Below are 21,141 nucleotides of genomic sequence, written 5' to 3'. Positions count from 1 at the left end.
ATACATTTGGGGCAGAAACCCGTAATCTTTATCTTTTTTACAAAACAAATTCCAGTGTTTCCCATGTTCCGAAAGTACGATCAAAAGCAGCAGTTTTTACTTCCGTTAGACCTGGAAGATTTTGTTCCTGAAAACCATATCGCCAGAGTACTAAACGACATCGTAGATGTCGTTGATATCACTGCTATTGAATCCACTTACTCTAAGGAAGGCTGCCCAGCCTATCATCCAAGACCTCTTTTAAAAATATTACTTTATGGTTACCTTATAGGCATTAGAAGTTCACGTAAACTGCAACAAATGACTCAAACTGATACTGCATTTATGTATCTGGCAGCCATGCAAAAACCTGATTTTCATACGATTTGTCGATTCCGTTCAACTCATCTTGGCCCTATAAAAGAAATCTTTTCCCAGGTTGTCACATTTTGTAAAGAAATGGATATGATTGGTTCCAGTATCTCAATTGACGGAACAAAGGTTAAGGCAAATGCTTCATCAAGACAGAGCAAGAGTTCGGATGCTCTCGAAAAAGAAATAGATAAGATACTCAAAGAGAGTATTGAGACAGATAAACATGAAGATGAAATTTATGGTGACTCAACACCATATCAGATTCCAGAAGAGCTTGTTGACAAGAAGAAAAGACTGGAAAAAATAAAAGCTGCTAAGAAGAAGCTTGATGAAGAAAAGCTGAAAAAAATAAACATCACAGATAACGATGCTCGAATTATGAAGCATAAAGATGGAAGCAAGAAACCTTCCTACAATTGTCAGGTTGCTGTTGATGAAAAAGAGCAAATAATCGTTGCAGCAGACGTTGTCAACGAAGAAAACGACCTTCATCAAATAGAACCAATGATACAGAATGTAAAAAACACACTGGGATATAAACCAACAATAGTACTTGCAGATGCAGGTTATTTCTCATATGAGAATCTGGAATTTTTACAGGAAGAAGGAATTGATGCTTATATTCCTGACAATTTCTATAAAGCTGAAAAAGAAGGAAAAACCAGGAGGTTCAGGAAGTCTCTTTTTACATACGATGAACAAAAAGACTGCTATTATTGTCCTGCTGCATTTGAAATCCCCTTTACAAGAATACAAAAGAGGAAAGGTGAACCTGATTTAAGGTATTATGTATGTAGCTATTGTTCTCAGTGTGTGCTGAAAAATGCATGTACTAAGAGCGGAAAAAGGACAATAACAAGAGATCCTAGGGAACATTTGATGGAGGATATGAGGGATAAACTGAACACAGAGAAGGGGACAGAAAAGTATCAGAAAAGAATGTCTACCGTAGAACCTGTGTTTGGTCAGATGAAACAGGATAGAGGGTTCAGAGAATTCCTATTGAGAGGAAAAAGGAAGACAGGAATTGAATTTGTTATGATGTGTACTGTACATAATATAAAGAAAATAGCAGACTTTATAAAAAGAGAAGGGAAAAACCTGAAAAGTATGCTGAAAATGATAGTTGGAGGAGGAAGTAAAGGATGGAATAAAGGGGGAATTCGAGCGAGAATAACAAATACTCTATGTTGATCCATGAAAATTATCTCTCATTGTTGAAATGAAATAAAAATTGAAATGGGTATTACCCAATTGTACAATTTAAAATGGTTATGAGACAGTCTGTTAAACTTCATTTTTAGAATTCCCGATCCATGCTATATGAAGTATCTTCCTCATCTTTTGTAATCGTTTTTTTACCTTCAAATTTACATGATTCAATTTTTATGTCAGGATTAGTTATAACATATAGTGGCTCTCCTAACTTAATATGCTCGCTAACGATTGCAGTTGGTAAACCAAGATCATATGCATGTTTTTCGAAATCACTAACAGGGATTTCTATTAAACCATATTTCTTTTTTTCTATAGATGACATGCTTTCTTTTGGTGGGGCTGTTGGAAAGATCCATACACTTTCATTCCCAATATAACGTGTGGATGGTGGCGAAGCCATCATTTCAAGACCATAAAATTCATAGTTTAATTTAAATCTAACTAATTAAAGAAGGTAACAATTAGTAGTAAATTAAGTAACTTTAAAAAGGAACCTATAAAAATATTGTATTATAATATATCAATGAATTTATACGAGTAACATTTGTTAGCTATTGAGGTAACATGAAAAAACTGATAGCTTACGAATAATTATTTTGAAAATCTTTCTGGCAATGTACATGATTTTCTGTAAACCATAATCTAAAAAAGCTATTATGGAAAGAGTTTCACATCAAGAGAACGATGTTTCACAAAATGTAAAAAAATTAGACTTTAAATAGTACAACGAATTCTCGACATGCCCTTTAGACATAGAGCAAAGTCGCAAACCCAAAAATTTTACGGTGTTACTTTTTTCCTTCCGTTTGTGAAACTTTAATTTCACTATCAACGAAAAAGAAGGCAGGAACGTATTGAGAAATTACACAAAACAGGCCATTGTTTTGGGAAAAATAAAAACGGAGGGTAAAAACAATTTCAAAATGAAAGAAAAAAGAGATGATGAAGGGAAGTGTTTTTTATTGGGAACGTTTTTTGCATTCATCAGAGTATTTAGTTCTGTAATCTACTGCTACGGTTGTCGGGTTTTCATATGGTCGCCCGGTTCTTTCGAGCCGGGCAAAGGAGGTACATTTTGATACTAATCAAGCGATATTCAATTTAGGTATAATCTAGTGTAGGGATTTGTTCGATATGTTTGTTCTGTGTTTAGTTCCAGTCCGTCTGGAAAGATGAGAAGATTCAAATCATCTCCTTTCCAACTTTCTATCATCTCCTTTTGAGTTTTTCATCATCTGGATTTTTCATCATCTCTTTTCGCTTCCGATCTCATGTAGGACTCCCTATCACCTCCTTTTGAGTATGTCTATTGTGTTTATCATCATCGAAGCTGATTTGTGCATCACTAAGCCTGTTATTCGTCCATTAAGCCTGTAATTCGTTTTAGTTCGTTTTTAAGTGTTCAAACCTGCAGAACTTACCTTACAGAGTTCCTGCCGGAGTTTACTGTCACAGCTTACCCATCACAGGTTATCTGTCACCACAGGTTATCTGTCACGGGTTATCCGTCACAGCTTACTCAGTGCTGTCGTCAGTGCTGTCATCGGTACTGTCATCAGTACTGCTGTCCTGAGCTTCGGAGGGGGGCATGGGGCAGTCGCAGCCACCATGCTGCATCGGACCGCCTACTCCCATTCCGGGCATTCCCTGGGAAGAGGACATGACCTCCATAAAGTCTTCGAGAGACTCTGCTCCGTTGATATCGTCTATCAGGGCAGTAAGTTCCGTGATCCTGCTGCTGAGCTTCTCACTCATGTTGTCGTCGGTCTCGCTGTTACTTTGCATCTCTTCGAGGTGTTCTATTTCCATTTCGAGAGAGTCAACAGCCTGGGTCTGTAAATAGGTGAACACAACGTCCTGAAGCTCATCCGCACTGGAAGCTGCACTTATTTCGCTGGATAGGGTTTCAAGCTTGGTTATTTGTTCGTTGAGCATCTCGGTCATGTTTTCATCAGTCGTGTTATCCAGCTGACTGTTAAGCATCTCAGTCATATTTTCAAGGGAATCAACAATTGCTGTCTGGACTTCGGTATAATTGTCGTCAGTTACGCTTTCAACCTGAGCGAAACCGAATAAGCCAGACATTCCACAGGGTCCCTTGCCCATTCCACCGGGGCCCATATTCCCGTCATGTCCGCCTCCGTTTTCCGGCATTCGGCTGGACAAAACTTCCTGGAGCTCCGAGGCATCGGAGGCTTCACTTACATTGGAATAGAAGCTTTGAAGCTCCGAGATTTGTTCGCTGAGAGAGTCAAGGATCTCTGCCTGAACATCAGCATAATTTTCTTCTGTTATGTTCTCTACAGGAGCAAATGCAGGAGAATTCTCCGATGCAAAAGCCCCTGAAGGGATTATACATAACACCATTAGTACCGCTGCAATGCGGTAAATCGAATTGAATACTGTTGTTTTTATTTTCATAACATACTCCCATTACTGATTTAGGTCCATTTTTTGTCCATTTTTTGTCCGTTTTATGTCCATTTTTCGTCCGTTTTACGTCCATTTTTCGTCCGTTTTTTGTTCTTTTTTTGTCTTGTGTATTTTTTATGTCCTTTTGACTTGTTTTTCAATTATTCTTTTATTCTGGGGATTCATTTGTTCCATTTGTCTTGTTATTCAGTTGTTCCGTTTGTCCTGCAGGCTTCTCACCTGCTGACAGTCATGAGATCAGCAGGCTAAAATATAAACTTACTTTCAATAATAAAGGATCTAAAGCGTTTTAATTTCAAAAAAAAGCTTTATAAAAACTTATAAGCAACAAAAAAGCTTAAATGTTTGAATTAATTCTAATCAAAATCATTAAAAGTCGTATTTCCTAAAGGAAAGAAATTATATATTTATCTTCATGAGAGCTCAAGACGCGAGTTTTCTTCTAAACAGTCCTGACCCCCCTCTTCGTTAGGAGAAATCAGGAGAAATATGCGGCGTCGGGGTGCTGCATGAGAGAAAATATTCCAATTATAGGGTTCCATGCCAATGATTTTCCGCCAACAGGTCCTTCCCAAAGATTTCCTGCAGCGGGAATTGTTACCCGGATAGGCTCAAAAAAGAATTTCCAGGATAAGATGACAAAATATCATATCCCGGGAGTGAAGGACTTTATTCGGCGCGCCTTAAAATTCAACGTGCCTTAAAATTCAGTATGCCTTAAAATTTCCTTTTCGGTTGAAACCTTGCGGTTTTCCGGAAGAGAGTTGAGCACTTTTCTCTTCCCCCGACGCCTTGAAGTTTTCGAGGAGAATGTCGACGGTTTTACTCAACCTGATAAGGCAAGTTGTTTCTCGTTACCTTCTCTATATCCTCATCGATTACAGGAAGTTACCGGAAGTCAGGGCAAAAATTACATAATTACCTGCAAGCATAGTAAGACGGGGGAGTATATCTTATGTCTACGATAAGCGAAATGTACCCGATTCCTCCTGAAATAAAAAGGCTCCATGTGTTTCTTGGGGACTGGAATGCGGAAGGAACCATTAAAATCGGAGACAATAAGCTGAAACTGGAGGGAAAGTGGAGATTTAGCACAGCTGCGGGTGGCTGGGGCCTGAAATCAGCAAATAAGTTCGAAGTGGAAGAACTGGACACCTATGAACTGGATAACTTATTTGGCTTCGATAGAGAGACCGGGACACTGCATATTTACAGCCTTACTAACATGGCAGAAACACATGACCATACAGCTTCCTGGTCTGACGAAAATACCCTGAAAGGGGGATACGAAGGACTGAAAGACGGCAAAAAGTTTCGAGAAGATTTCACAATTAAGCTGGTGAGTCCTGACGAGATTACAATTGATTATATAGAGAAGGTTGATGACCAGATAGACTCTATTATGAATGTGATATTAAAGAAGTAAGCAGGGCAGGGAAATAAACCAGAGTAAAGAGCCAGGAAGGTAAGTTGAATAAATCCGGGCGAGGAGCCAGACGGGTAAGGAAAAATACGTAGAAACAGAAACAATCCTGCTGCCTGAACTTCAGGCTTCCCGTATAATCCAGCAGATATCAGACCCCTAACTTCTATCTTGACTAATATTTTTTCAGGATACGGTGGATATGGAATCCCCCATTATCAAGAGTAAGAACTCGAAGGAATCTTCCGTTCCGGCCTCCATCACATAAATTAAATGTCCTGCCGTTTTCAACCGGGAGATTTTCAGGGTTCCTGTGTCCATGGATCTGATATGTGCTCTCACCTGTGTTTTTGTTGAAACTTTCAGCAACCTGAGTCGTATCTTCAGGCTCTCCAACGCCGTTAATCATCTGTTCGGTTCCCACAAAAACCAGATTATCAGGAAGGTTGCTCAGTCCTCCATGTGTTACAAGCACACGCTTGTTATGGAATTTGTAATAAACACACGGTACCGTTTTCCTGTAGAGTTCAGAGATATCATTACCTGTAACGCCTGCCTGTTCGAGTTCTGGCAGGGAATACAGGGGCAGGGAATGTAAAGTACCCATGAACTCTGATATCCGGGTTTGTTCTTCACCCGCTTCCGGATTGCAAAGACATTTTTCACTGTCTCCTTCGAGCAGGACCACATTCTCTCTGCACATGACTGAACTCAGGAATTCAATGACCTTTGAATTTTCGGGCCCGGTGCCGATGTAATCTCCCAGGAAAATATACAGGTCGCTATCTTTCAGGCCGCAAGCCAGGTATTTCTTCAGGGCAGTATAACTGCCGTTTAAATCTCCGATATGATGGATTTTTCTGTAGCCGGAAAAATCAGTAGTCCCATACTGCAGTTTCTCATGGAATTCGCGAGGTTTTATTACCGTTACAAATGACGGCACGCTCTGCCTGCTAATTATGGAATGCATATCTTCGATAACAGCCTCAGACACAACCTCATGTGCAGGCCTCTTCATGTTCCTTTCTTTCGCAAGCTCAAGAGGCACGTCCGAAAAGTCAACACAGAATGCCCTATACCTGTAAATTTTGACGAGCTGCCTGTACTTTGCAATATCTGCATTTCCCGCATTGGTCGCATTAAGGATCGTAAATTCTCCCTCTGCCATACGGCTTTTAATAAGCGAGTAAATGAGCCCCCAGGCTCTGCGGTTGATTTTCTGGGAAATCGCGGTTTTTCCCGGTAACAGAGAGTACCGGGGGCTTTAAGAGAAGCCTGACCTCATCCGAGGAAATGGTATAGGGCTCAAGCCTGTTTTCCTTAATAAAGGTTGATTTGCCGGACCCGGGAATTCCTCTCAAAAATACCAAATACCTCATATGATACCCCATAGTCGATTTTGAAACAACTTCATAGATAATACCTGGGTTAGTAATATACGGGTTAATAGCACCCGAGCAAATAACAACTGAGTAAAATTAATATCCAGGTCAATAATACCTGAGTTAATATTACTATTAATTTTTATAATATTTAATTGGATAATTTTACAGTATCTATTGGGGATAGATACTATTGGGGAATAGATACGACGGGAGCACCTTTAGCAAAGGGACTGGACGGAACGTGAGCAAGTTCCTGATAGCTATACTATCGGTCGGGAAGGAAGTTCCATGAGAAAAAGCTAACGAGGCACAACCCCGGGAATTGATATGGTGACAGATATGAGAGAGCGAGAGGAAACTGGTTATACTCTTCCCGGCAAGGCAGAATCTTACTGGATGGCGGCTATTCCGTCAATTCCATTGATTACCACTGGTCGACCCACGATACCATAAGCATTGACCATATTTCCTACATTGGCAAGCTGGCCCCTGGCAGCGAAAACTCGTATCTGGCAACAGGGTTCAATAAATGGGGCATGACAGCAGGCACTGTTGCAGCAATAATTCTTACGGATATAATCCTCGGAAAGTCCAATCCCTGGCAAGAGGTATATGATCCTTACAGGTTCAAGCCGATAGAGTCGGCAAAGATTATTCTTTCGCAGGTTGCCGAAGCCACCAGAAGTTTTGTGGGAGACCGGAACTCCCTACCCATATGGAGGCATCACAAATTTCCCCTGGAGAAGGTGGGATTGTCAAAGTAAAGGGGGAAAGAGTAGCAGCGTACAGATATAAGGAAGGAGTGCTCCACACACTCGACCCCTCCTGCAGGCATCTGGGGTATTGTTTCCTGGAACGATGCAGAAAAGACATGGGACTGTCCCTGCCCCGGCTCTCGCTACAGTACAACAGGAGAAGTCATTGACAGTCCAGCAGTTTCCAGGCTTCCGGAAAAGAAAGTTGAGAAATGAGGCACTGCACTATAAAGTGCGAGTTGCGGGATAGAGAACACCCAGTAGAAAAGGGCTCCCGAAAATGAATTTCAGGCTGGGATAACTCTACAAAGTAAAGTAAAGTAAAGTAAAGTAAAGTAAAGGGGAATATCAATGTTAGGTAGGAATGAAACCGGGTACACTCTGCCTGGAAAAGCAGAATCTTACTGGGTGGAGACCACTCAGGAATCAAATTATCCTGCTCTCCCGGGAGACATTCGGGTTGATGTGGCAATAATTGGGGGAGGGATAACCGGAATAACCTCAGCCTTTCTTTTGAGGGAAACCGGAGTGTCCGTTGCAGTTATTGAAGCGGACAGGATTCTAAGGGGTACTACCGGAAATACGACAGCAAAAATCACCTCCCAGCATGGCCTGATCTATAACCGCCTCATATCGGAAGTGGGAAGAGGGCAGGCAAAACAATACGCTGACTCCAACCAGGCAGCAATCGATAGGATTGAGTTTATAGTCCGTTCATGGGATATTGACTGCGACTTTTCTCACAAACCTGCTTATGTCTATGCAGGTTCGGAGGCTTCTGCACAAAAGATTCTGGACGAGGTTCGTGCAGCCAGGAGCCTGGGCCTTCCGGCATCATTCGAAGGGGATTTGCCGCTTCCTTTTAAAACCTTCGGCTCGGTCCGTTTCAGCCATCAGGCGCAGTTTCATCCCAGAAAATACCTCTGCGCCCTTGCAAAAGAAATCGAAGGAGGCGGCGGCCACATATATGAGAAGACCCGGGCTCTCGGAATCGAAGGGGGTGGTCCCGTTATTGTAAAAACGGATCGAGGAAACGTAACAGCCGAGAATATCATTCAGGCAACGAATTTCCCTATAGTGGACAGGCCTGGAGAACTATTCAAAAAGCTGCACCAATCGATGTCGTATGCACTCGGAGCATACATAGAAGAACCGTTTCCGGAAGGTATGTTCATTAACGCCGAGGAACCTGTGCGATCTCTGCGTTCGCAACCTACGGAAAAAGGAGAAATGGTGCTGGTAGTCGGAGACGGGCACCCTACCGGGCAGGGAAATCCCACACATGAGCACTACAGGCACCTTGAGGACTGGGCGAGGTCGATCTATAAAGTACGGTCCATTGACTATCACTGGTTGACCGAGGATGTCATGCCCGAAGATAACATTCCGCTTATTGGCAGGCTTACCCCGGACAGCGAACACCTGTATCTGGCAACCGGCTTTAAAAAATGGGGTATGACTGAAGGCACTGTTGCAGCAATGATTCTTACGGATACGATCCTTGGGAGAGACAACCCCTGGATCGAGGTATACGACCCTTCAAGATCCGGACAGGCGTCTCCGTTTTCTATGGAAGAGATATCCGGAATCGGACCCGGGCAGGGAACTATTATTGAGAGAGGAGAAGAGGAGGCAGTGGCAGTATACCGGGACCCCCAGGGAGTACTCTACACCCTCAATCCGGCCTGCAGGCACATGGGCTGCTTTGTCTCCTGGAACGATGCCGAGAAAACCTGGGATTGCCTCTGCCACGGTTCCCGTTATAATGCCAGGGGAGAAGTTATTCAGAGCCCTGCAGTATACGGGCTCCTTGAAAAGAAAGTAAGGGGAGAGAATAGAAAACCGTATTAATACATAAGAGACAATTCATGATTCCTATTTTTATATGACAATATCGAAATAATAGTTTATGCCATCAGAAAATAAATGTGCCGACCTCTTCAAAGAACTCAGGTGGAGCGACCTGCAGGACTGGGCGGGAGGGAAGGCAACTGCAAAGGGGATCGCGTATCAGGAAGAAGGAAGGGTAAAAGAGCTTAAGCGAACCCCTACAGGCAGCCTTGTAGCCCGGGTGGAAGGAACAAAAGAATATTTCACGGAAATCTTCCTGGAAAACGGAAAATTAAGTTCGATCTGTACCTGCCCCGTAGGACATGACTGCAAACACGGCGTTGCAGCCGTACTTGAATATCTCGAACTCGCAGAACAGGGAGAAGAAGCTCCTCTTGCTTCCGAAGAAGACCCTTTCGTAATAAGAGCCAGAAAAGGGTACACTGAAGCCGAAACCGAGTCTGAAGAGCCCTCAGCCGGAGCTCTCCGCGAATACCTGGAACAGCTGACAAAAAGGGAATTGATAGAAATACTGGTGGCATTTGCAGAAAAAGATGCTCTGCTTGGCAGGTACCTCAGAGACAGGCAGAACCTTGCAGCAGAAGATGTGGGAGAAATTATAGGGGAGGTCTATTCCGAACTTGACGAGCTTCTGGAAGAAACCGGGTATTCTGCTTATGAAAATTATGAAATTGATTTGCCCGATTTTTTGAATGTGCAGATAGGGCTGGAAAGCCTGCTTGATTCGGGATACTCCGATGAACTGCTTGATATCGGAAAAGAGCTGATGGACAGGTACGAAAAAATAGCAGAATATGACGAAGAAGGAGAGATCGGGACAAAAATATCCTTCTGCATGGACGTCGTGTTTGAAGCCCTGTTCAGGTCATCCCTCCCTGCCCACGAGAAAATGCTTTATATGCTTGAAATCGAACTCAGAGATAACTATAATATTCTTAATGAACATGCGTTCTGGGAAGAGGATTATACTTCTGAAGAATGGGAGCTTTTTGCAGAAGCCCTGAAAGTTAAGCTGCAGGAAGTCGAAGAGGAAAAAAACTCTCTCTACAGCCCACCCTGGCAGAGGGACTATGCCGTTGACAGGCTGATTGATGCCCTTGGAAAAGCCGGGCTTTCCGAAGAGATAATCCCTACCTGTGAACGCGAAGCCGAAAAAACAGGCAATTATATCCGGCTGGTAGAGCTGTTACTCGACTCCGGAGAGAAAAAGAAAGCAGAAGAATGGCTTTACAGGGGAATCAAAAAAACCAGAGAATATCAGCCCGGAACTGCCCGCCAGCTCTTTCAGACCCTGTTTGAGCTAAAAGAAGAAGAAGGGAACTGGCTTTTTGCAACAGCCCTTGAAGCAGAAGAGTTTTTCAGGGCCCCTCATACGGCCAGTTATCCCGGAATGCAAAAAGCTGCCAGAAACGCGGGGGTCTGGAAGGAAGTCCGGGAAGCTGCCCTCAAATATCTGAAAACAGGAGAACTGCCTGCGGGTCAGGCTAAAGCCGGTAAAGCCGAAAGTAAAGAAGAAAAAAGTAAGGAAGAAATCTCAGGTAAAGAAGAGTTTTCAATTCTTCCCGGCATCCTCCCGAAAACAGGTCTTCTGGAAGCGGGTTCCATACATAAGATCAGGACTCCTGCCCTCGACCTTTTAATAGAAATAGCAATTCAGGAAGAAGACCCTGAAGAAGTGGCTCACTGGTATGAGGAACTTAAAAAGAGTGGAGCAGAAGCCGAAAGCTACTGGAAATCAATCTCTGAAAATAAAATTGCAAACGCCGTCAAAGAAAAATATCCGGAAATTGCGCTTAAGATCTGGAAAAAACTTGCAGAAAGGTTGATTTCCGAAACAAAAGTAAGCTCATACGAAGAAGCGTCCCCATACCTGCGGAAAATAAAGGAAACTCTCGAAGCCAGAGGGGAAAAAGAAGCATGGGAAGCCTATCTATCGGAGATAAAGGAAGTAAACAAACGCAAAAAAAGGCTGCTTGAGATTCTGGACAGGCTTGGGGCAGACAGGATCATCGGAGAGTGAACAGGGATAAAAAAGAAAAATGAGATGGAAAAGAGCAGGAGTAAATTTTTATATATAAAAAGAGATAAATAAAAATTAGACCAGGATTTACCTGGATCCTATACTTGCCATACTTCTAAAATACTGATCTGACAGAACAAAACAGAAAAACGAAATGAGGAGTTGAAAACTAATGCCAGCAAAAGTCAACAAAGAAGAATGTACAGCATGCGGAACCTGTGTGGAAGAGTGTCCTGTAGAAGCAATCGTTATCGATGAGGATGCGGGTTGTGCGGTTGTGGACGAAGACGAATGCGTGGACTGCGGCGCCTGTGAAGAAGCCTGCCCTGTAGGGGCTATAAAGACCGAATAATCCAAAACACCGGAAAAAACAGAGAAGTAAGAATAATCCAAAAAATCGGAAATCAGAAATATACAGATTTAAAATATACAGATTCAAACTTGTTTTCTTAACCCGGATTTAAAGTCCCTATGGAAAAAAGAGTGGGCTTAGGGTAGGGCATTGTTTTAATGCCTGAAAACAGCCTCCCACTCCGATTCCCTATTTTTTGAGAATCTCCGGTTAGCCCCGCTTGAAGAGGGTAAGACCTTTGTTTCATACCCCATTCCCCTCAGGAGAGGTTCGTATTCTCCGGCTTTCCTGCCGTTGAAACAGATGAGCCTGAGCTTCGGGACCATTTCTTTCAGGCCTGAAAAATCATTTATTTCTTCGTCCCCGATCTTTGAGTCCTGACTCCCTTCCCGGCTCCCGGCTTTAAACACGTCCCAGAGCCCTATTCGGTTGTGTTTCAGGGTTTTAAGTTTTTTTTCATAAGCCATGTCCTGAAGGTTTTCTCCAATCGCATGTCCGACTAGCCTCCAGAAATCGTTGCCCGGATTTCCGTAGTACTGCTGCTTCCGGATGGACTCATCACTCGGAAGGGACCCCAGAATAAGGATCTCGGTATTTTCATCAAGGACTGCAGGAAAACCTCGCTTTATCATTATTAAAGAAAGCTGGGTGAGGCTATTTCAATTTATGGAAAGCAAAAGATCCTTTCGCTGAAACGGGTTTCTGGAAGGGACCAAGATAGAGGGGAGACCAGAGAAAAAAAATCTTTCAGAGTTGGGGATTTTTCTGCTATTATATATAATGATTCTCCCAATAGTTATTCATGGTTTCGGAGAGAGAAAACGCCGACCCGTTCCGAGCTCTCAAATGGAGCGACCTCAATAAATGGGCCGACTCAAGGACCACTTCAAGGGGAAAGGACCATCAGCAGACAGGAAAGGTAGAGAAGATAAGACGTACCCCGGAAGGAAAGCTGCTCGCAATGGTGCGGGGAAGAAAGGAGTATTTTGCAGAGGTTACCCTGGAAAACGGGGTACTGAATTCTATATGCACATGTCCTGTGGCCCACGACTGTAAACATGGGGTAGCAGTTGTTCTGGAGTATCTTGAGCTCCTGAAACAGGGAAAAGAAGTCCCTGTCCTTTCCGAGGGAGACACGTTCCTCCTGAGGGCCAGGCGCATGCAGGAGGGAGCCGAAACTTTTGAAAGCCTTAAACCCGGAAAAAGTTCTCGGATGCCCCTGCGGGAATGGCTCGAAGGGCTGAATAAAGGCGAACTGGTAGATATCCTGATGGAGTTCTCGGAAAAGAGTCCTGTTTTCGGCAACTACCTCCGGGACAGGCAAGACCTTGCAATGGAAAATATAGGGGGAATTCTCGGAAGCATCTATTCCGAACTGGACCTGCTCTGGGGAGACGCACAGGAGTACGAACCGTGGGATTATGAAAGTACAAGGCATGATTTTTCAAACGTGCAGGCTAGGATGGAAATCCTGCATGATGCAGAGCACTACGATGAGCTGATAAGTATCGGGAAAGAAATCATGGACCGCTATGAATATATTGTGGAGTATGATTCGGAAGGGGAAATCGGGATGGAAATTTCCGACTGTATGAGCATTGTATTCAAAGCCCTTTCCGCATCCTTCCGCCCGGTCCACGAAAGGATGCTTGAAGCCTTAGAGTTTGAATTAAAAGACGAATTCGACATCATTGGGGAACATAAGTTCTGGGGAGAGGAGTTGCCCCCGGAAGAGTGGAAAAGCTTTGCAGAAATCCTGAAAAACCGCCTGCATGAAATTGAAGAAGGGTACTTCCCTGACTATTCAAAATCGGACAGGGACCATGTGGTTGACCGGTTGGTCCAGGCCCTGCAAAACGCAGGCCTTTTTGAAGAAGCTATCCATCTTTGTGAACGCGAAGCCGAAGAGAAGGGCAGTTATGTCCGACTGGTTGGGATGCTGCTTGAATCAGGACAAAAAGAAAAGGCAAAAGAATGGATCTACCGGGGAATCAGAGAAACCCGGAAAAAACCCAGAATTACCACACAACTCCGTCAAACACTTCTCGAAATTAAAGAAAAAGAAGGAGATCTGTTTTTTGTAGCGTCCCTTCAGACTGAAAATTTTTTTAGAGATCCGAACCTTTCTTCCTATCTTGACATGTGGATAGCAGCCGAAAAAGCCGGGATCTGGCAGGAAGTCAGGGAAAAAGCTCATCGATACCTTGAAAATGGAGAAATACCCTCAATCCGGCTCAAAAACCGGGCCGAAATTTTAATCATCCCCGGGACTCTTCCCGCAACAGGGCTTCTTGATCCCGATGACTTCAGAGAGATTAAACCTCCTGTTCTTGACCTGCTGATCAAAATAGCCATCGAAGAAAAAGCTCCAGATGAGGTTGTCAGGTGGTACCGAGAACTAAAAAAGGGAGGGGAAACAGCAAAACGCTACGCATATCATATCGACGAAAACAAAATCTCAAACGCCGTTCATGAGAAATACCCCGATATTGCGACAGAAATATGGAAAAAGCTTGCCGAAGAGCTCATTTCAAAAACAAATGTGAATACCTACGGAGAGGCTGCCGTACACCTCCGGAAGATCAAAGAGACCATGGAAGCAGGGGGACAAAAAAGAGAATGGGAAATATATCTCCGTGGGATCAGGGAGGAAAATAAACGCAAAAAGAGACTTATTGAAATTCTTGATACGCTGGGAAAAGAGCGGATCATTGAGGAGTAAGGGAAGATTCCCCTAAAATAACCAGATCTCAAAACAAAATTTCCTTTACCTCTCAAATTTCCTTTACCTCTCAAATTTCCTTTACCTCTTCAGATTTCCTTTATCTCTTCCGACATGTCCCTGTAATAGGCGTAAAGTTCCTGCCCCCATTCAATGGCGCTTTTCTCAAAGCTCACCATTTCATGGTTATAGTATCTTCCATCTTTGGAGATCATGGACAGAGAGATAAAGCGGTCCGTAACAAGGCTGGACGCAAGTTCGATTTTATTTTCACAGACAAAGATCTGCGTATTTTCCAGGTTAAGGAACTCTACAACTTCCGGTCTGTAGTCGGAGACCAGTTTTCTGTAGATGGGTTTTTCGAGAACAAGAGAAACTTCAATGCCTTTATTCGCAAGGTCAAGGTAAAGGCCCGGATACCCGGGGCGGAAAAAAGAAGAAACCTCCATGACTGTTTTTGACCTGTAGAGGGGATCCATTATTTCAGGAGGGTAATCAAAAATATGAGTCCTGTCAGGCACAAGCTCCATACAGCTGCCGAGATCCCCGATCCGATCAAGCAGGTGGGTGGGAAGAGTGAGGAGGTTCTGCCTTGCCCAGTAATCATGGTTTTCATCAAAGACCCGGAATGTGGAAAGAAGAGGTTCCATTTTGGGGACTACAAGTTTCCCTTTTACAGAAAGTTCGTAACTGTTCTCTTTCTGCACCAGCAGCCCGTCTTTGAGCAGGATACGGATCTGAGCCATAATCGGGCTGGAACTGACTTCAAGTTCAGTCTTGATCTCTTCAATCGTTTTTGGCCCATTCTTCAGGAATATAAGCAGATTTTTTCGTTTGTCTGAAAAGAAAATAGTATCTATTAACTGCAGTTCCATACTCATTCTGTTCGGCCTCCTTCCGGTAGGAGTTTTGGATTAAATAATGGTATCTATTAAGATTATCCTGAGTTGCTGAGGTTGAAGTTACCGAAGTTTGAACAGGAATATTCCAGCTGTTCGGAATAATTCCCGAATAATTTCCCGAATAATTCCAGTTGCTCCTGATAATCTCAATTCCCTTGCTGATTTTGGGGAAAAGCCTCAAAACTGTATTAAGCTGTTGATATACAGGCATAATATCAGTGGAGGCTTAAGAGCAGAGATTCTGAAAAAGCTCCGCTTTCGGGTGTGCATATAAAACTGTCAAGGCTCTTCTCGCCATCAACCCTTAATGCCCTTGATTCGTAGAAATCAAAGAGCTCTCTTGCCCAGGAAATAGCCTGAGGTTCGGAACAGTACATATATTCGTGATAGAACCTTCCCTGGCTGTCAAAAAGAGAGATCATCATCCCGCGATCCGAGACAATAAGTTCGGCAATTTTTACACCATCCTTACAGACGCAAAGTTCGGTGTTATCCATTGTGGCAAGCCTTCTGATTTTCTTTTCATAGTTATACAGGAACTTTTCGAGTACCGATTCCGTGAAAATAAGGGAGACCTCTGACTCAAGCCTTCCTAGCTTGGAATAGAGGGGCAGGAACTCCGGCCTGTAGAAAGATGAAAATACCATAAGGTAGCGGGAAGAAGCGAAATATTCCAGAAGCTCGGTATTCGGCTCGAAAATCTGGCTGGGATCAGCTTTAACCAGATTGCAGTCCTTAATTTCCCCGATCTTATCAAGTAGGTACTGGGGAATTCCCCCCAGGTCGTGTTCGATCCAGTAGTTATCTTTTTCAACCAGGGTAAGGACATCAACAAGGGCCCTGGCTTTTTTGAAGACCTGCTCTCCCATATCTGTCAATTCATAGCTGCCATTTTTCTGAATAACAAGGTTACTGTCCGTAAGCCTCTTGATCTGGGGCAAGATAGCCGTGGGAGAAACATCAAGGAGGACTTTAATATCTTCCATTGTGCGGGGTTCCTCTCCCAGCAGTAAGAGGAGGTCTCTTCTTTTCTGAGAACGAAATACTACATCTATTAACTCAGATTGCATTCAAACCACTCCTATCTCTTTTTTCTTTAAATATAGGATAATCTGCATTATGCGGCAAGGAAAAAATGTTTACATGTGGGCGAATAAGGATTTGAGTTACACTCGGGCCATATACGACCCTAATAGGAGGAAGAGTTTGCGCCATATATTAGAGATTACCGTTATATGGATTTATATAAAAGAATTTGGATGAATAATTTAAAACGCGAGATAATCTAATTGAGTTTACTTTAACAGTTGAAGAGAGTTGCAAGATAGAAGGAAAAACAACATCAGTCACCTAAAAAGAGAAAACGAATTACACGATCACTAATTTTAAATTTTATATATGTTGACTGAGATTGCAAATTTGAACATTGAAATTTTTTACCCGCTTGATCTGAATAATGACATTGTTCAAAAAAAGTACAAATGATAAAAAAGAAAGCTTCTCAAAAAACAGTAAAGAAGTTCTCCCCAAAATCACCTCAAAAATTCAGAGCTCTATTATCAGAAAAAGCGAGCTTAAAAAATTCAAAGGAAAGATACCCCTCTGCACCCTCAAAATTTTAGACCCTGTGTTGACCTGTAAAAATCAGGAAAAAATTTCCGTCGGTTATGGTATATGTGATGATTTCCCCTAATTATGCTGTAAGCACATGTCCGCATGCAGGCATGAGATACAATAAAAAAAGGAAAAGTTTCGGTAACAGGAGAAAGAAATTCTTTCACCGGCATCGTACTGCAGAAATCTGGAATTTACACCCTCAAAAATTTATAAACTTCAGATGTTTCTCAGAGTACTACCACAGGAAGAAAATACTTTACAAAGGCAAAACCGGAATATCCCATGCCTAATATATCCGGAAACTGCAGAGCCGGAATGGCAAGGACCTTTTTGTTGTTTGATCTAAATGGAGGTTTAGAAATATGTTGGACTTTACAGAGGCAAGTCTGAAAAAGGTATTAACCAGATACAATGTGGCTCTGGAAAAGGCAATGACGCCAGAAGAAGCCGCAGAAGAGCTCTATCCTAAGGACGAACTTATTTACCCGATCTCAAAAGCCATCTTCGAAGGAGAAGAAGATGACGTGATCGAGGGTCTCCAGGCTGCAATGGATGCAGGTAAGGACCCAATCGCACTCATCGATGATGCCCTCATGATCGGTATGGGCGTTGTCACCAAGCTCTACGATGAAGGTATAATTTTCCTCCCCAATGTCATGATGTCTGCCGACGCCATGCTCGAAGGTATCGAATTCTGTAAGGAAAACTCCGAAACTGCCCCTGTAACAAAGGGAACTGTTGTCTGCCACGTTGCAGAAGGCGACGTCCACGACATCGGTAAGAACATCGTTACCGCTCTCCTCAGAGCAAACGGCTACGATGTAGTAGACCTCGGAAGGGACGTCCCTGTGGACGAAGTTGTCAATGCAGTTATTGCAAACAAACCTCTTATGGTCACAGGTACTGCACTCATGACCACCACCATGTACGCATTCAAGGAAGTTAATGACAAACTCCTCGAAAAGGGTATTAAAACCCCATTCGCATGCGGTGGCGGAGCAGTTAACCAGGACTTCGTGTCCCAGTATGCACTCGGTGTGTATGGTGAAGAAGCAGCCGATGCCCCCAAGATTGCTGACGCAATCGTTGCAGGTACCACAGAGATCGCAGCATTAAGAGAGAAATTCCACAAGCACTGAGGTGAGTTAAATGGCAGCAAAAAGATACACTTCAATGGCATATGCAAGCGCAGACGAAATGAGCTTCGGCGTATCCAAGTACCCAGTAAAGGCAGGCCTTGGCCTTGAGATCGGTGCAGGCTACACAATTCCTGAAGTTAACTATGCACCCAGGCCTGAAGCCGGTGCATCCAAGGAAAAACTCGTAAAGGAATACGAGAGAATCACCACCGACATTATGGGCAGAATGGTCCAGGTCGGTTTCCCTGCAGTTATCCTTGAAACCGAACACGTTCAGCAGATGTCCAACAACCCCTCCTGGGGAGCAGAAGTCGCACACGCCCAGAAGACCATCATGGAAGAATACCACGATGAATACGGCATAAAGTGCGCCCTCCGCCACACCATCGGTGACATCCGTGAAAACAGAGACTTCCTCCAGCTCAGAGGCGACAAGTACTCCGTCTTCCTCGAGGCTTTCGAAGAATGCGCAAAGTCCGGTGCTGACCTGCTTTCCGTTGAATCGATGGGTGGTAAGGAAGTATTCGACCACGCAGTTCTCAGAAACGACGTCGCTGGTATGCTCTACGCAATTGGCTGCCTCGGTTCCATCGACATGGAAATGATCTGGTCCGATATTGCAGCAATTGCACAGAAGACCGGCACTGTTGCAGCCGGAGACACCGACTGCGCCCAGGCAAACACCGCAATGTTCATCGGCGGCGGTCTGCTTGACAAGAACCTCGCACACACCCTTGCAATCCTCGCAAGAGCAATCTCCGCACCCAGGTCCCTCGTTGCATACGAATGCGGCGCAATGGGCCCCGGAAAGGACTGCGGATACGAAAACATCATCATCAAAGCCATCACAGGCAAGCCGATGACCCAGGAAGGTAAGACTTCCACCTGCGCTCACTCTGACGTACTGGGTAACCTCATTATGCAGTGCTGTGACTGCTGGTCCAATGAATCCGTCGAATACCACGGTGAATTCGGCGGTACCACTGTTCAGTGCTGGTCCGAGACCCTTGCATACGACTGCACCCTCATGAACACCGCTCTTGAAACCAAGAACGAGAAAGTTCTCAGAGACCTCTTCATGCTTTCTGACAGGTACAGAGACCCACAGGGATATGTCCTTGCCTACGACAATGCATACAAGGTCGGCGAAGCAATTGTTAAGGACGGAGAAGACATCTACCTCAGAGCAAAGAACGCTGCAGTTGCATGCTGCGACATTGTCAGCGAAGGTGCAGCCGGTAAGCTCGAGCTCTCCAGGTTCGAAACCAAAGCCCTCGCAGACGCAAAGGCATCTCTTGACTCCCTCACAGACGACATGGACAAGTTCATGGACGACTGTCTCACAAAGTACAAGAGTGAAGTTAAGGTCTTCCTCCCCGAGAACTACGGCTTCTAAGCCCTCAGTTCTCTTTTTCTTTTTCTTAAACTTCACGCACTGCACTTTTGTCCTCACTTTTTTCATGCCGTCAGATTAACTACTTTTTCTATCCTTGAAATCAGCGGCTTTTCAGCCCTCATGTACATATAAGCAGGAAGTCCTGAGCGAGAAAAATTCTGGAAAAATTTCATTGCCAGCCCGTTAATCCTGGGAAACTCCCTTATTTTCCCGTTTGCAAAAAAACCTATCAACCTGTCAAAAGTCTTCACATTTGTGGTGAAACCCACTTCTCCCCTTGCATTCCGGTCCATGGAAAAGACCAGTTCGACCCAGGCATTCAGTTCTTTTGTAAGGTGCCGCCTGGCTCCCCCCTCAATCACCATATAGGACCTGCCGTTTTTGATGTTATCAAAATATTCTCTGAAAGAATCGCCTTTTGCGAGCGTATAGACGGCCCCCATGCCTCCGGTGTGGCTGTCCGTAGTGGCAGCAAGCCCTTTTCCATATTTTCGGGCAAGGGCAGCCGTTATCAGGTTTTTTTCCGTTAAGTCCTGCATGTTGTATTCGATAACAGGGAACTGTTTTATGAGTTCAGGCACAGCCCGGAGGTTGGGCCTGTCCCCTATGGCAAACCAGAAGGGGTGGTTATAGATGTGCGGGAGGTCGTGAAGCCTGAGGTAGCGGATAAAGCTTTTAAAGTCATGTTCCTGGTTTACAATTGCCTCAAGCTCTCCGAACTCTTCGGAATCGAGTTCAAAAACATTAACGTGAAGGGTATGTCCTATGTTTTCAGGGTCTTTGATTGAAATCTCGACCCCCGGGACCAGCCCTTCCCTGTCCCAGCCAAGCAGGTTATATGCTTCGACAGTATCATGGTCGGTAAAGGTCACGTAATCAAGCCCCTTGGCCCTTGCCTTTTCAAAAAGAACCGAAGGGTGCATTGCCTTTGCGGGAGGGACATCATAGGAACAGGAGGAGTGCACGTGCAGATCCACCTTTTTCCATCCCTCCTGAACTAAAGTTTCTGCAAGCTCAGAGCTTACCGTTGTTCTTGGATTATTTTTGGGTTTTCCTCGCATAATACGCACGACCATTTTATTCGAATATTCTTTCGGTGCGAAATATTCAAGAAATTCTTATCCAGTTAAAAGAAGACGGAGAAAATATAAATATATTTCGCTAAAAAATATGTTTTCCATAATTAATACATAGATCAATTAAAAATAAATTGGTAATCCATAGAAATAGAGAGAGGAGATCAAAAAAGTAAAGAGAAACTGGGAAGGAAGAAAATGAGAGAAAAAAGGATTAAGCCGAGAGAAATAAGGAGAAAAGAAGAGAAAGATGAAGCTTGAAGGCACTATTTTTTTTGTTTTGAATGAATATGGCAAATAAAAAGGTTAAGAAAAATTTAAAGCAAATAAGACCTTTTTTTTGTAAAAAACTTATTTTAAGGCAAGTATTTCTGACCTGAAATCTCCGAAAAATGGGAGGGATAGAAAAATAAGAAATATAGTTTTCTAAAAATAATAACCATACTTAAGAGAATTATTACATAGAAAAAGAGAAAGTATATATACAGGAAATGAGTA

20 protein-coding genes are annotated in these 21,141 nt (G+C 43.6%); 11 read left to right on the top strand and 9 right to left on the bottom strand.

Translation table 11 applies throughout. The annotated features are described in order from the left end of the window. Positions 1 to 63 precede the first annotated feature (63 nt). Entirely contained in the window at positions 64 to 1,548 is a 1,485-nt protein-coding gene (locus MA_RS02470) for an IS1182-like element ISMac1 family transposase (protein ID WP_011020521.1), read from the top strand. 106 nt (positions 1,549 to 1,654) lie between these two features. On the opposite strand, the gene MA_RS02465 is transcribed toward MA_RS02470, so the two are convergent. Both MA_RS02465 and MA_RS02455 read right to left on the bottom strand, forming a co-directional pair. Further along, positions 1,655 to 1,975, bottom strand: a complete 321-nt coding sequence (locus MA_RS02465) for a hypothetical protein (RefSeq protein WP_011020520.1) — start codon at positions 1,973 to 1,975, stop codon at positions 1,655 to 1,657. A 1,112-nt stretch (positions 1,976 to 3,087) separates the two neighbouring features. Continuing rightward, positions 3,088 to 3,993: a hypothetical protein gene (locus MA_RS02455; protein ID WP_011020518.1), complete on the bottom strand. Its 906-nt coding sequence runs from the start codon at positions 3,991 to 3,993 to the stop codon at positions 3,088 to 3,090. Positions 3,994 to 4,514: 521 nt separating this feature from the next. Between MA_RS02455 and MA_RS02450 the strand changes: the two genes are divergently transcribed. Then, entirely contained in the window at positions 4,515 to 4,709 is a 195-nt protein-coding gene (locus MA_RS02450) for a hypothetical protein (protein WP_048064890.1), read from the top strand. 251 nt (positions 4,710 to 4,960) lie between these two features. Next, complete coding sequence (locus tag MA_RS02445; protein WP_011020517.1) at positions 4,961 to 5,431, top strand: hypothetical protein; 471 nt, start codon at positions 4,961 to 4,963, stop codon at positions 5,429 to 5,431. Between the two features lie 172 nt (positions 5,432 to 5,603). Here the strand turns inward: MA_RS02445 and MA_RS02440 are convergent, their stop codons facing one another. From MA_RS02440 to MA_RS28310, 3 genes are all read right to left on the bottom strand, one after another. Continuing rightward, positions 5,604 to 6,596, bottom strand: coding sequence for a metallophosphoesterase (locus MA_RS02440; protein ID WP_248698072.1), 993 nt, complete (start codon positions 6,594 to 6,596; stop codon positions 5,604 to 5,606). 7 nt (positions 6,597 to 6,603) lie between these two features. Continuing rightward, entirely contained in the window at positions 6,604 to 6,807 is a 204-nt protein-coding gene (locus MA_RS28315; protein ID WP_226990731.1) for an AAA family ATPase, read from the bottom strand. A gap of 395 nt (positions 6,808 to 7,202) precedes the next feature. Beyond that, a complete protein-coding gene (locus tag MA_RS28310; protein ID WP_226990730.1) occupies positions 7,203 to 7,418 on the bottom strand; it encodes a hypothetical protein in 216 nt (71 codons plus the stop codon). Positions 7,419 to 7,528: 110 nt separating this feature from the next. Here MA_RS28310 and MA_RS28305 point away from each other — a divergent pair, with 110 nt between their 5' ends. The 4 genes from MA_RS28305 to MA_RS02420 all read left to right on the top strand — a co-directional run bounded on the left by MA_RS28305 (position 7,529) and on the right by MA_RS02420 (position 11,791). Then, a complete protein-coding gene (locus MA_RS28305) occupies positions 7,529 to 7,738 on the top strand; it encodes a hypothetical protein (protein ID WP_157860083.1) in 210 nt (69 codons plus the stop codon). Between the two features lie 181 nt (positions 7,739 to 7,919). After that, entirely contained in the window at positions 7,920 to 9,419 is a 1,500-nt protein-coding gene (locus tag MA_RS02430) for an FAD-dependent oxidoreductase (protein WP_011020516.1), read from the top strand. Between the two features lie 58 nt (positions 9,420 to 9,477). Further along, positions 9,478 to 11,439: an SWIM zinc finger family protein gene (locus MA_RS02425; RefSeq protein WP_011020515.1), complete on the top strand. Its 1,962-nt coding sequence runs from the start codon at positions 9,478 to 9,480 to the stop codon at positions 11,437 to 11,439. Positions 11,440 to 11,611: 172 nt separating this feature from the next. Continuing rightward, positions 11,612 to 11,791 carry a 4Fe-4S binding protein gene (locus MA_RS02420; RefSeq protein ID WP_011020514.1) on the top strand — a complete coding sequence of 60 codons (180 nt, stop codon included), beginning with the start codon at positions 11,612 to 11,614 and terminating at the stop codon, positions 11,789 to 11,791. A gap of 155 nt (positions 11,792 to 11,946) precedes the next feature. Here the strand turns inward: MA_RS02420 and MA_RS02415 are convergent, their stop codons facing one another. Continuing rightward, positions 11,947 to 12,423: a DNA-deoxyinosine glycosylase gene (locus tag MA_RS02415; protein ID WP_011020513.1), complete on the bottom strand. Its 477-nt coding sequence runs from the start codon at positions 12,421 to 12,423 to the stop codon at positions 11,947 to 11,949. 170 nt (positions 12,424 to 12,593) lie between these two features. Here MA_RS02415 and MA_RS02410 point away from each other — a divergent pair, with 170 nt between their 5' ends. Beyond that, on the top strand, positions 12,594 to 14,513 hold the full coding sequence (locus tag MA_RS02410) for an SWIM zinc finger family protein (protein WP_011020512.1): 1,920 nt from the start codon (positions 12,594 to 12,596) through the stop codon (positions 14,511 to 14,513). 89 nt (positions 14,514 to 14,602) lie between these two features. Here the strand turns inward: MA_RS02410 and MA_RS02405 are convergent, their stop codons facing one another. Continuing rightward, positions 14,603 to 15,394: a helix-turn-helix transcriptional regulator gene (locus MA_RS02405; RefSeq protein WP_048064889.1), complete on the bottom strand. Its 792-nt coding sequence runs from the start codon at positions 15,392 to 15,394 to the stop codon at positions 14,603 to 14,605. Between the two features lie 236 nt (positions 15,395 to 15,630). Continuing rightward, a complete protein-coding gene (locus tag MA_RS02400; RefSeq protein ID WP_011020510.1) occupies positions 15,631 to 16,485 on the bottom strand; it encodes a helix-turn-helix transcriptional regulator in 855 nt (284 codons plus the stop codon). Positions 16,486 to 16,877: 392 nt separating this feature from the next. Here MA_RS02400 and MA_RS02395 point away from each other — a divergent pair, with 392 nt between their 5' ends. From MA_RS02395 to mtaB, 3 genes are all read left to right on the top strand, one after another. Next, positions 16,878 to 17,108: a hypothetical protein gene (locus MA_RS02395; RefSeq protein WP_048064888.1), complete on the top strand. Its 231-nt coding sequence runs from the start codon at positions 16,878 to 16,880 to the stop codon at positions 17,106 to 17,108. A 286-nt stretch (positions 17,109 to 17,394) separates the two neighbouring features. After that, entirely contained in the window at positions 17,395 to 18,171 is a 777-nt protein-coding gene (gene mtaC, locus MA_RS02385; protein WP_011020507.1) for a methanol--corrinoid protein MtaC, read from the top strand. Positions 18,172 to 18,181: 10 nt separating this feature from the next. After that, positions 18,182 to 19,567, top strand: coding sequence for a methanol--corrinoid protein co-methyltransferase MtaB (gene mtaB, locus MA_RS02380; protein WP_011020506.1), 1,386 nt, complete (start codon positions 18,182 to 18,184; stop codon positions 19,565 to 19,567). Between the two features lie 62 nt (positions 19,568 to 19,629). Here the strand turns inward: mtaB and MA_RS02375 are convergent, their stop codons facing one another. Further along, entirely contained in the window at positions 19,630 to 20,628 is a 999-nt protein-coding gene (locus tag MA_RS02375; RefSeq protein WP_157860082.1) for a PHP domain-containing protein, read from the bottom strand. Positions 20,629 to 21,141 lie beyond the last annotated feature (513 nt).

Origin of the sequence: Methanosarcina acetivorans C2A (assembly GCF_000007345.1) — an archaeon.
In the GTDB taxonomy this organism is placed as follows: Archaea; Halobacteriota; Methanosarcinia; order Methanosarcinales; family Methanosarcinaceae; genus Methanosarcina; species Methanosarcina acetivorans.
The sequence above is the reverse complement of the archived record's forward strand: the minus strand, read 5'-3'. Positions and strand labels throughout refer to the sequence as shown.

Bases quoted from the DNA above. Each gene is read 5' to 3' on its own strand.
- MA_RS02470 (WP_011020521.1), top strand. From the start codon at position 64: ATGTTCCGAAAGTACGATCAAAAGCAGCAGTTTTTACTTCCGTTAGAC.
- MA_RS02465 (WP_011020520.1), bottom strand. From the start codon at position 1,975: ATGATGGCTTCGCCACCATCCACACGTTATATTGGGAATGAAAGTGTA.
- MA_RS02455 (WP_011020518.1), bottom strand. From the start codon at position 3,993: ATGAAAATAAAAACAACAGTATTCAATTCGATTTACCGCATTGCAGCG.
- MA_RS02450 (WP_048064890.1), top strand. From the start codon at position 4,515: ATGAGAGAAAATATTCCAATTATAGGGTTCCATGCCAATGATTTTCCG.
- MA_RS02445 (WP_011020517.1), top strand. From the start codon at position 4,961: ATGTCTACGATAAGCGAAATGTACCCGATTCCTCCTGAAATAAAAAGG.
- MA_RS02440 (WP_248698072.1), bottom strand. From the start codon at position 6,596: ATGGCAGAGGGAGAATTTACGATCCTTAATGCGACCAATGCGGGAAAT.
- MA_RS28315 (WP_226990731.1), bottom strand. From the start codon at position 6,807: ATGAGGTATTTGGTATTTTTGAGAGGAATTCCCGGGTCCGGCAAATCA.
- MA_RS28305 (WP_157860083.1), top strand. From the start codon at position 7,529: ATGGAGGCATCACAAATTTCCCCTGGAGAAGGTGGGATTGTCAAAGTA.
- MA_RS02430 (WP_011020516.1), top strand. From the start codon at position 7,920: ATGTTAGGTAGGAATGAAACCGGGTACACTCTGCCTGGAAAAGCAGAA.
- MA_RS02425 (WP_011020515.1), top strand. From the start codon at position 9,478: ATGCCATCAGAAAATAAATGTGCCGACCTCTTCAAAGAACTCAGGTGG.
- MA_RS02420 (WP_011020514.1), top strand. From the start codon at position 11,612: ATGCCAGCAAAAGTCAACAAAGAAGAATGTACAGCATGCGGAACCTGT.
- MA_RS02415 (WP_011020513.1), bottom strand. From the start codon at position 12,423: ATGATAAAGCGAGGTTTTCCTGCAGTCCTTGATGAAAATACCGAGATC.
- MA_RS02410 (WP_011020512.1), top strand. From the start codon at position 12,594: ATGGTTTCGGAGAGAGAAAACGCCGACCCGTTCCGAGCTCTCAAATGG.
- MA_RS02405 (WP_048064889.1), bottom strand. From the start codon at position 15,394: ATGAGTATGGAACTGCAGTTAATAGATACTATTTTCTTTTCAGACAAA.
- MA_RS02400 (WP_011020510.1), bottom strand. From the start codon at position 16,485: ATGCAATCTGAGTTAATAGATGTAGTATTTCGTTCTCAGAAAAGAAGA.
- mtaC (WP_011020507.1), top strand. From the start codon at position 17,395: ATGTTGGACTTTACAGAGGCAAGTCTGAAAAAGGTATTAACCAGATAC.
- mtaB (WP_011020506.1), top strand. From the start codon at position 18,182: ATGGCAGCAAAAAGATACACTTCAATGGCATATGCAAGCGCAGACGAA.
- MA_RS02375 (WP_157860082.1), bottom strand. From the start codon at position 20,628: ATGCGAGGAAAACCCAAAAATAATCCAAGAACAACGGTAAGCTCTGAG.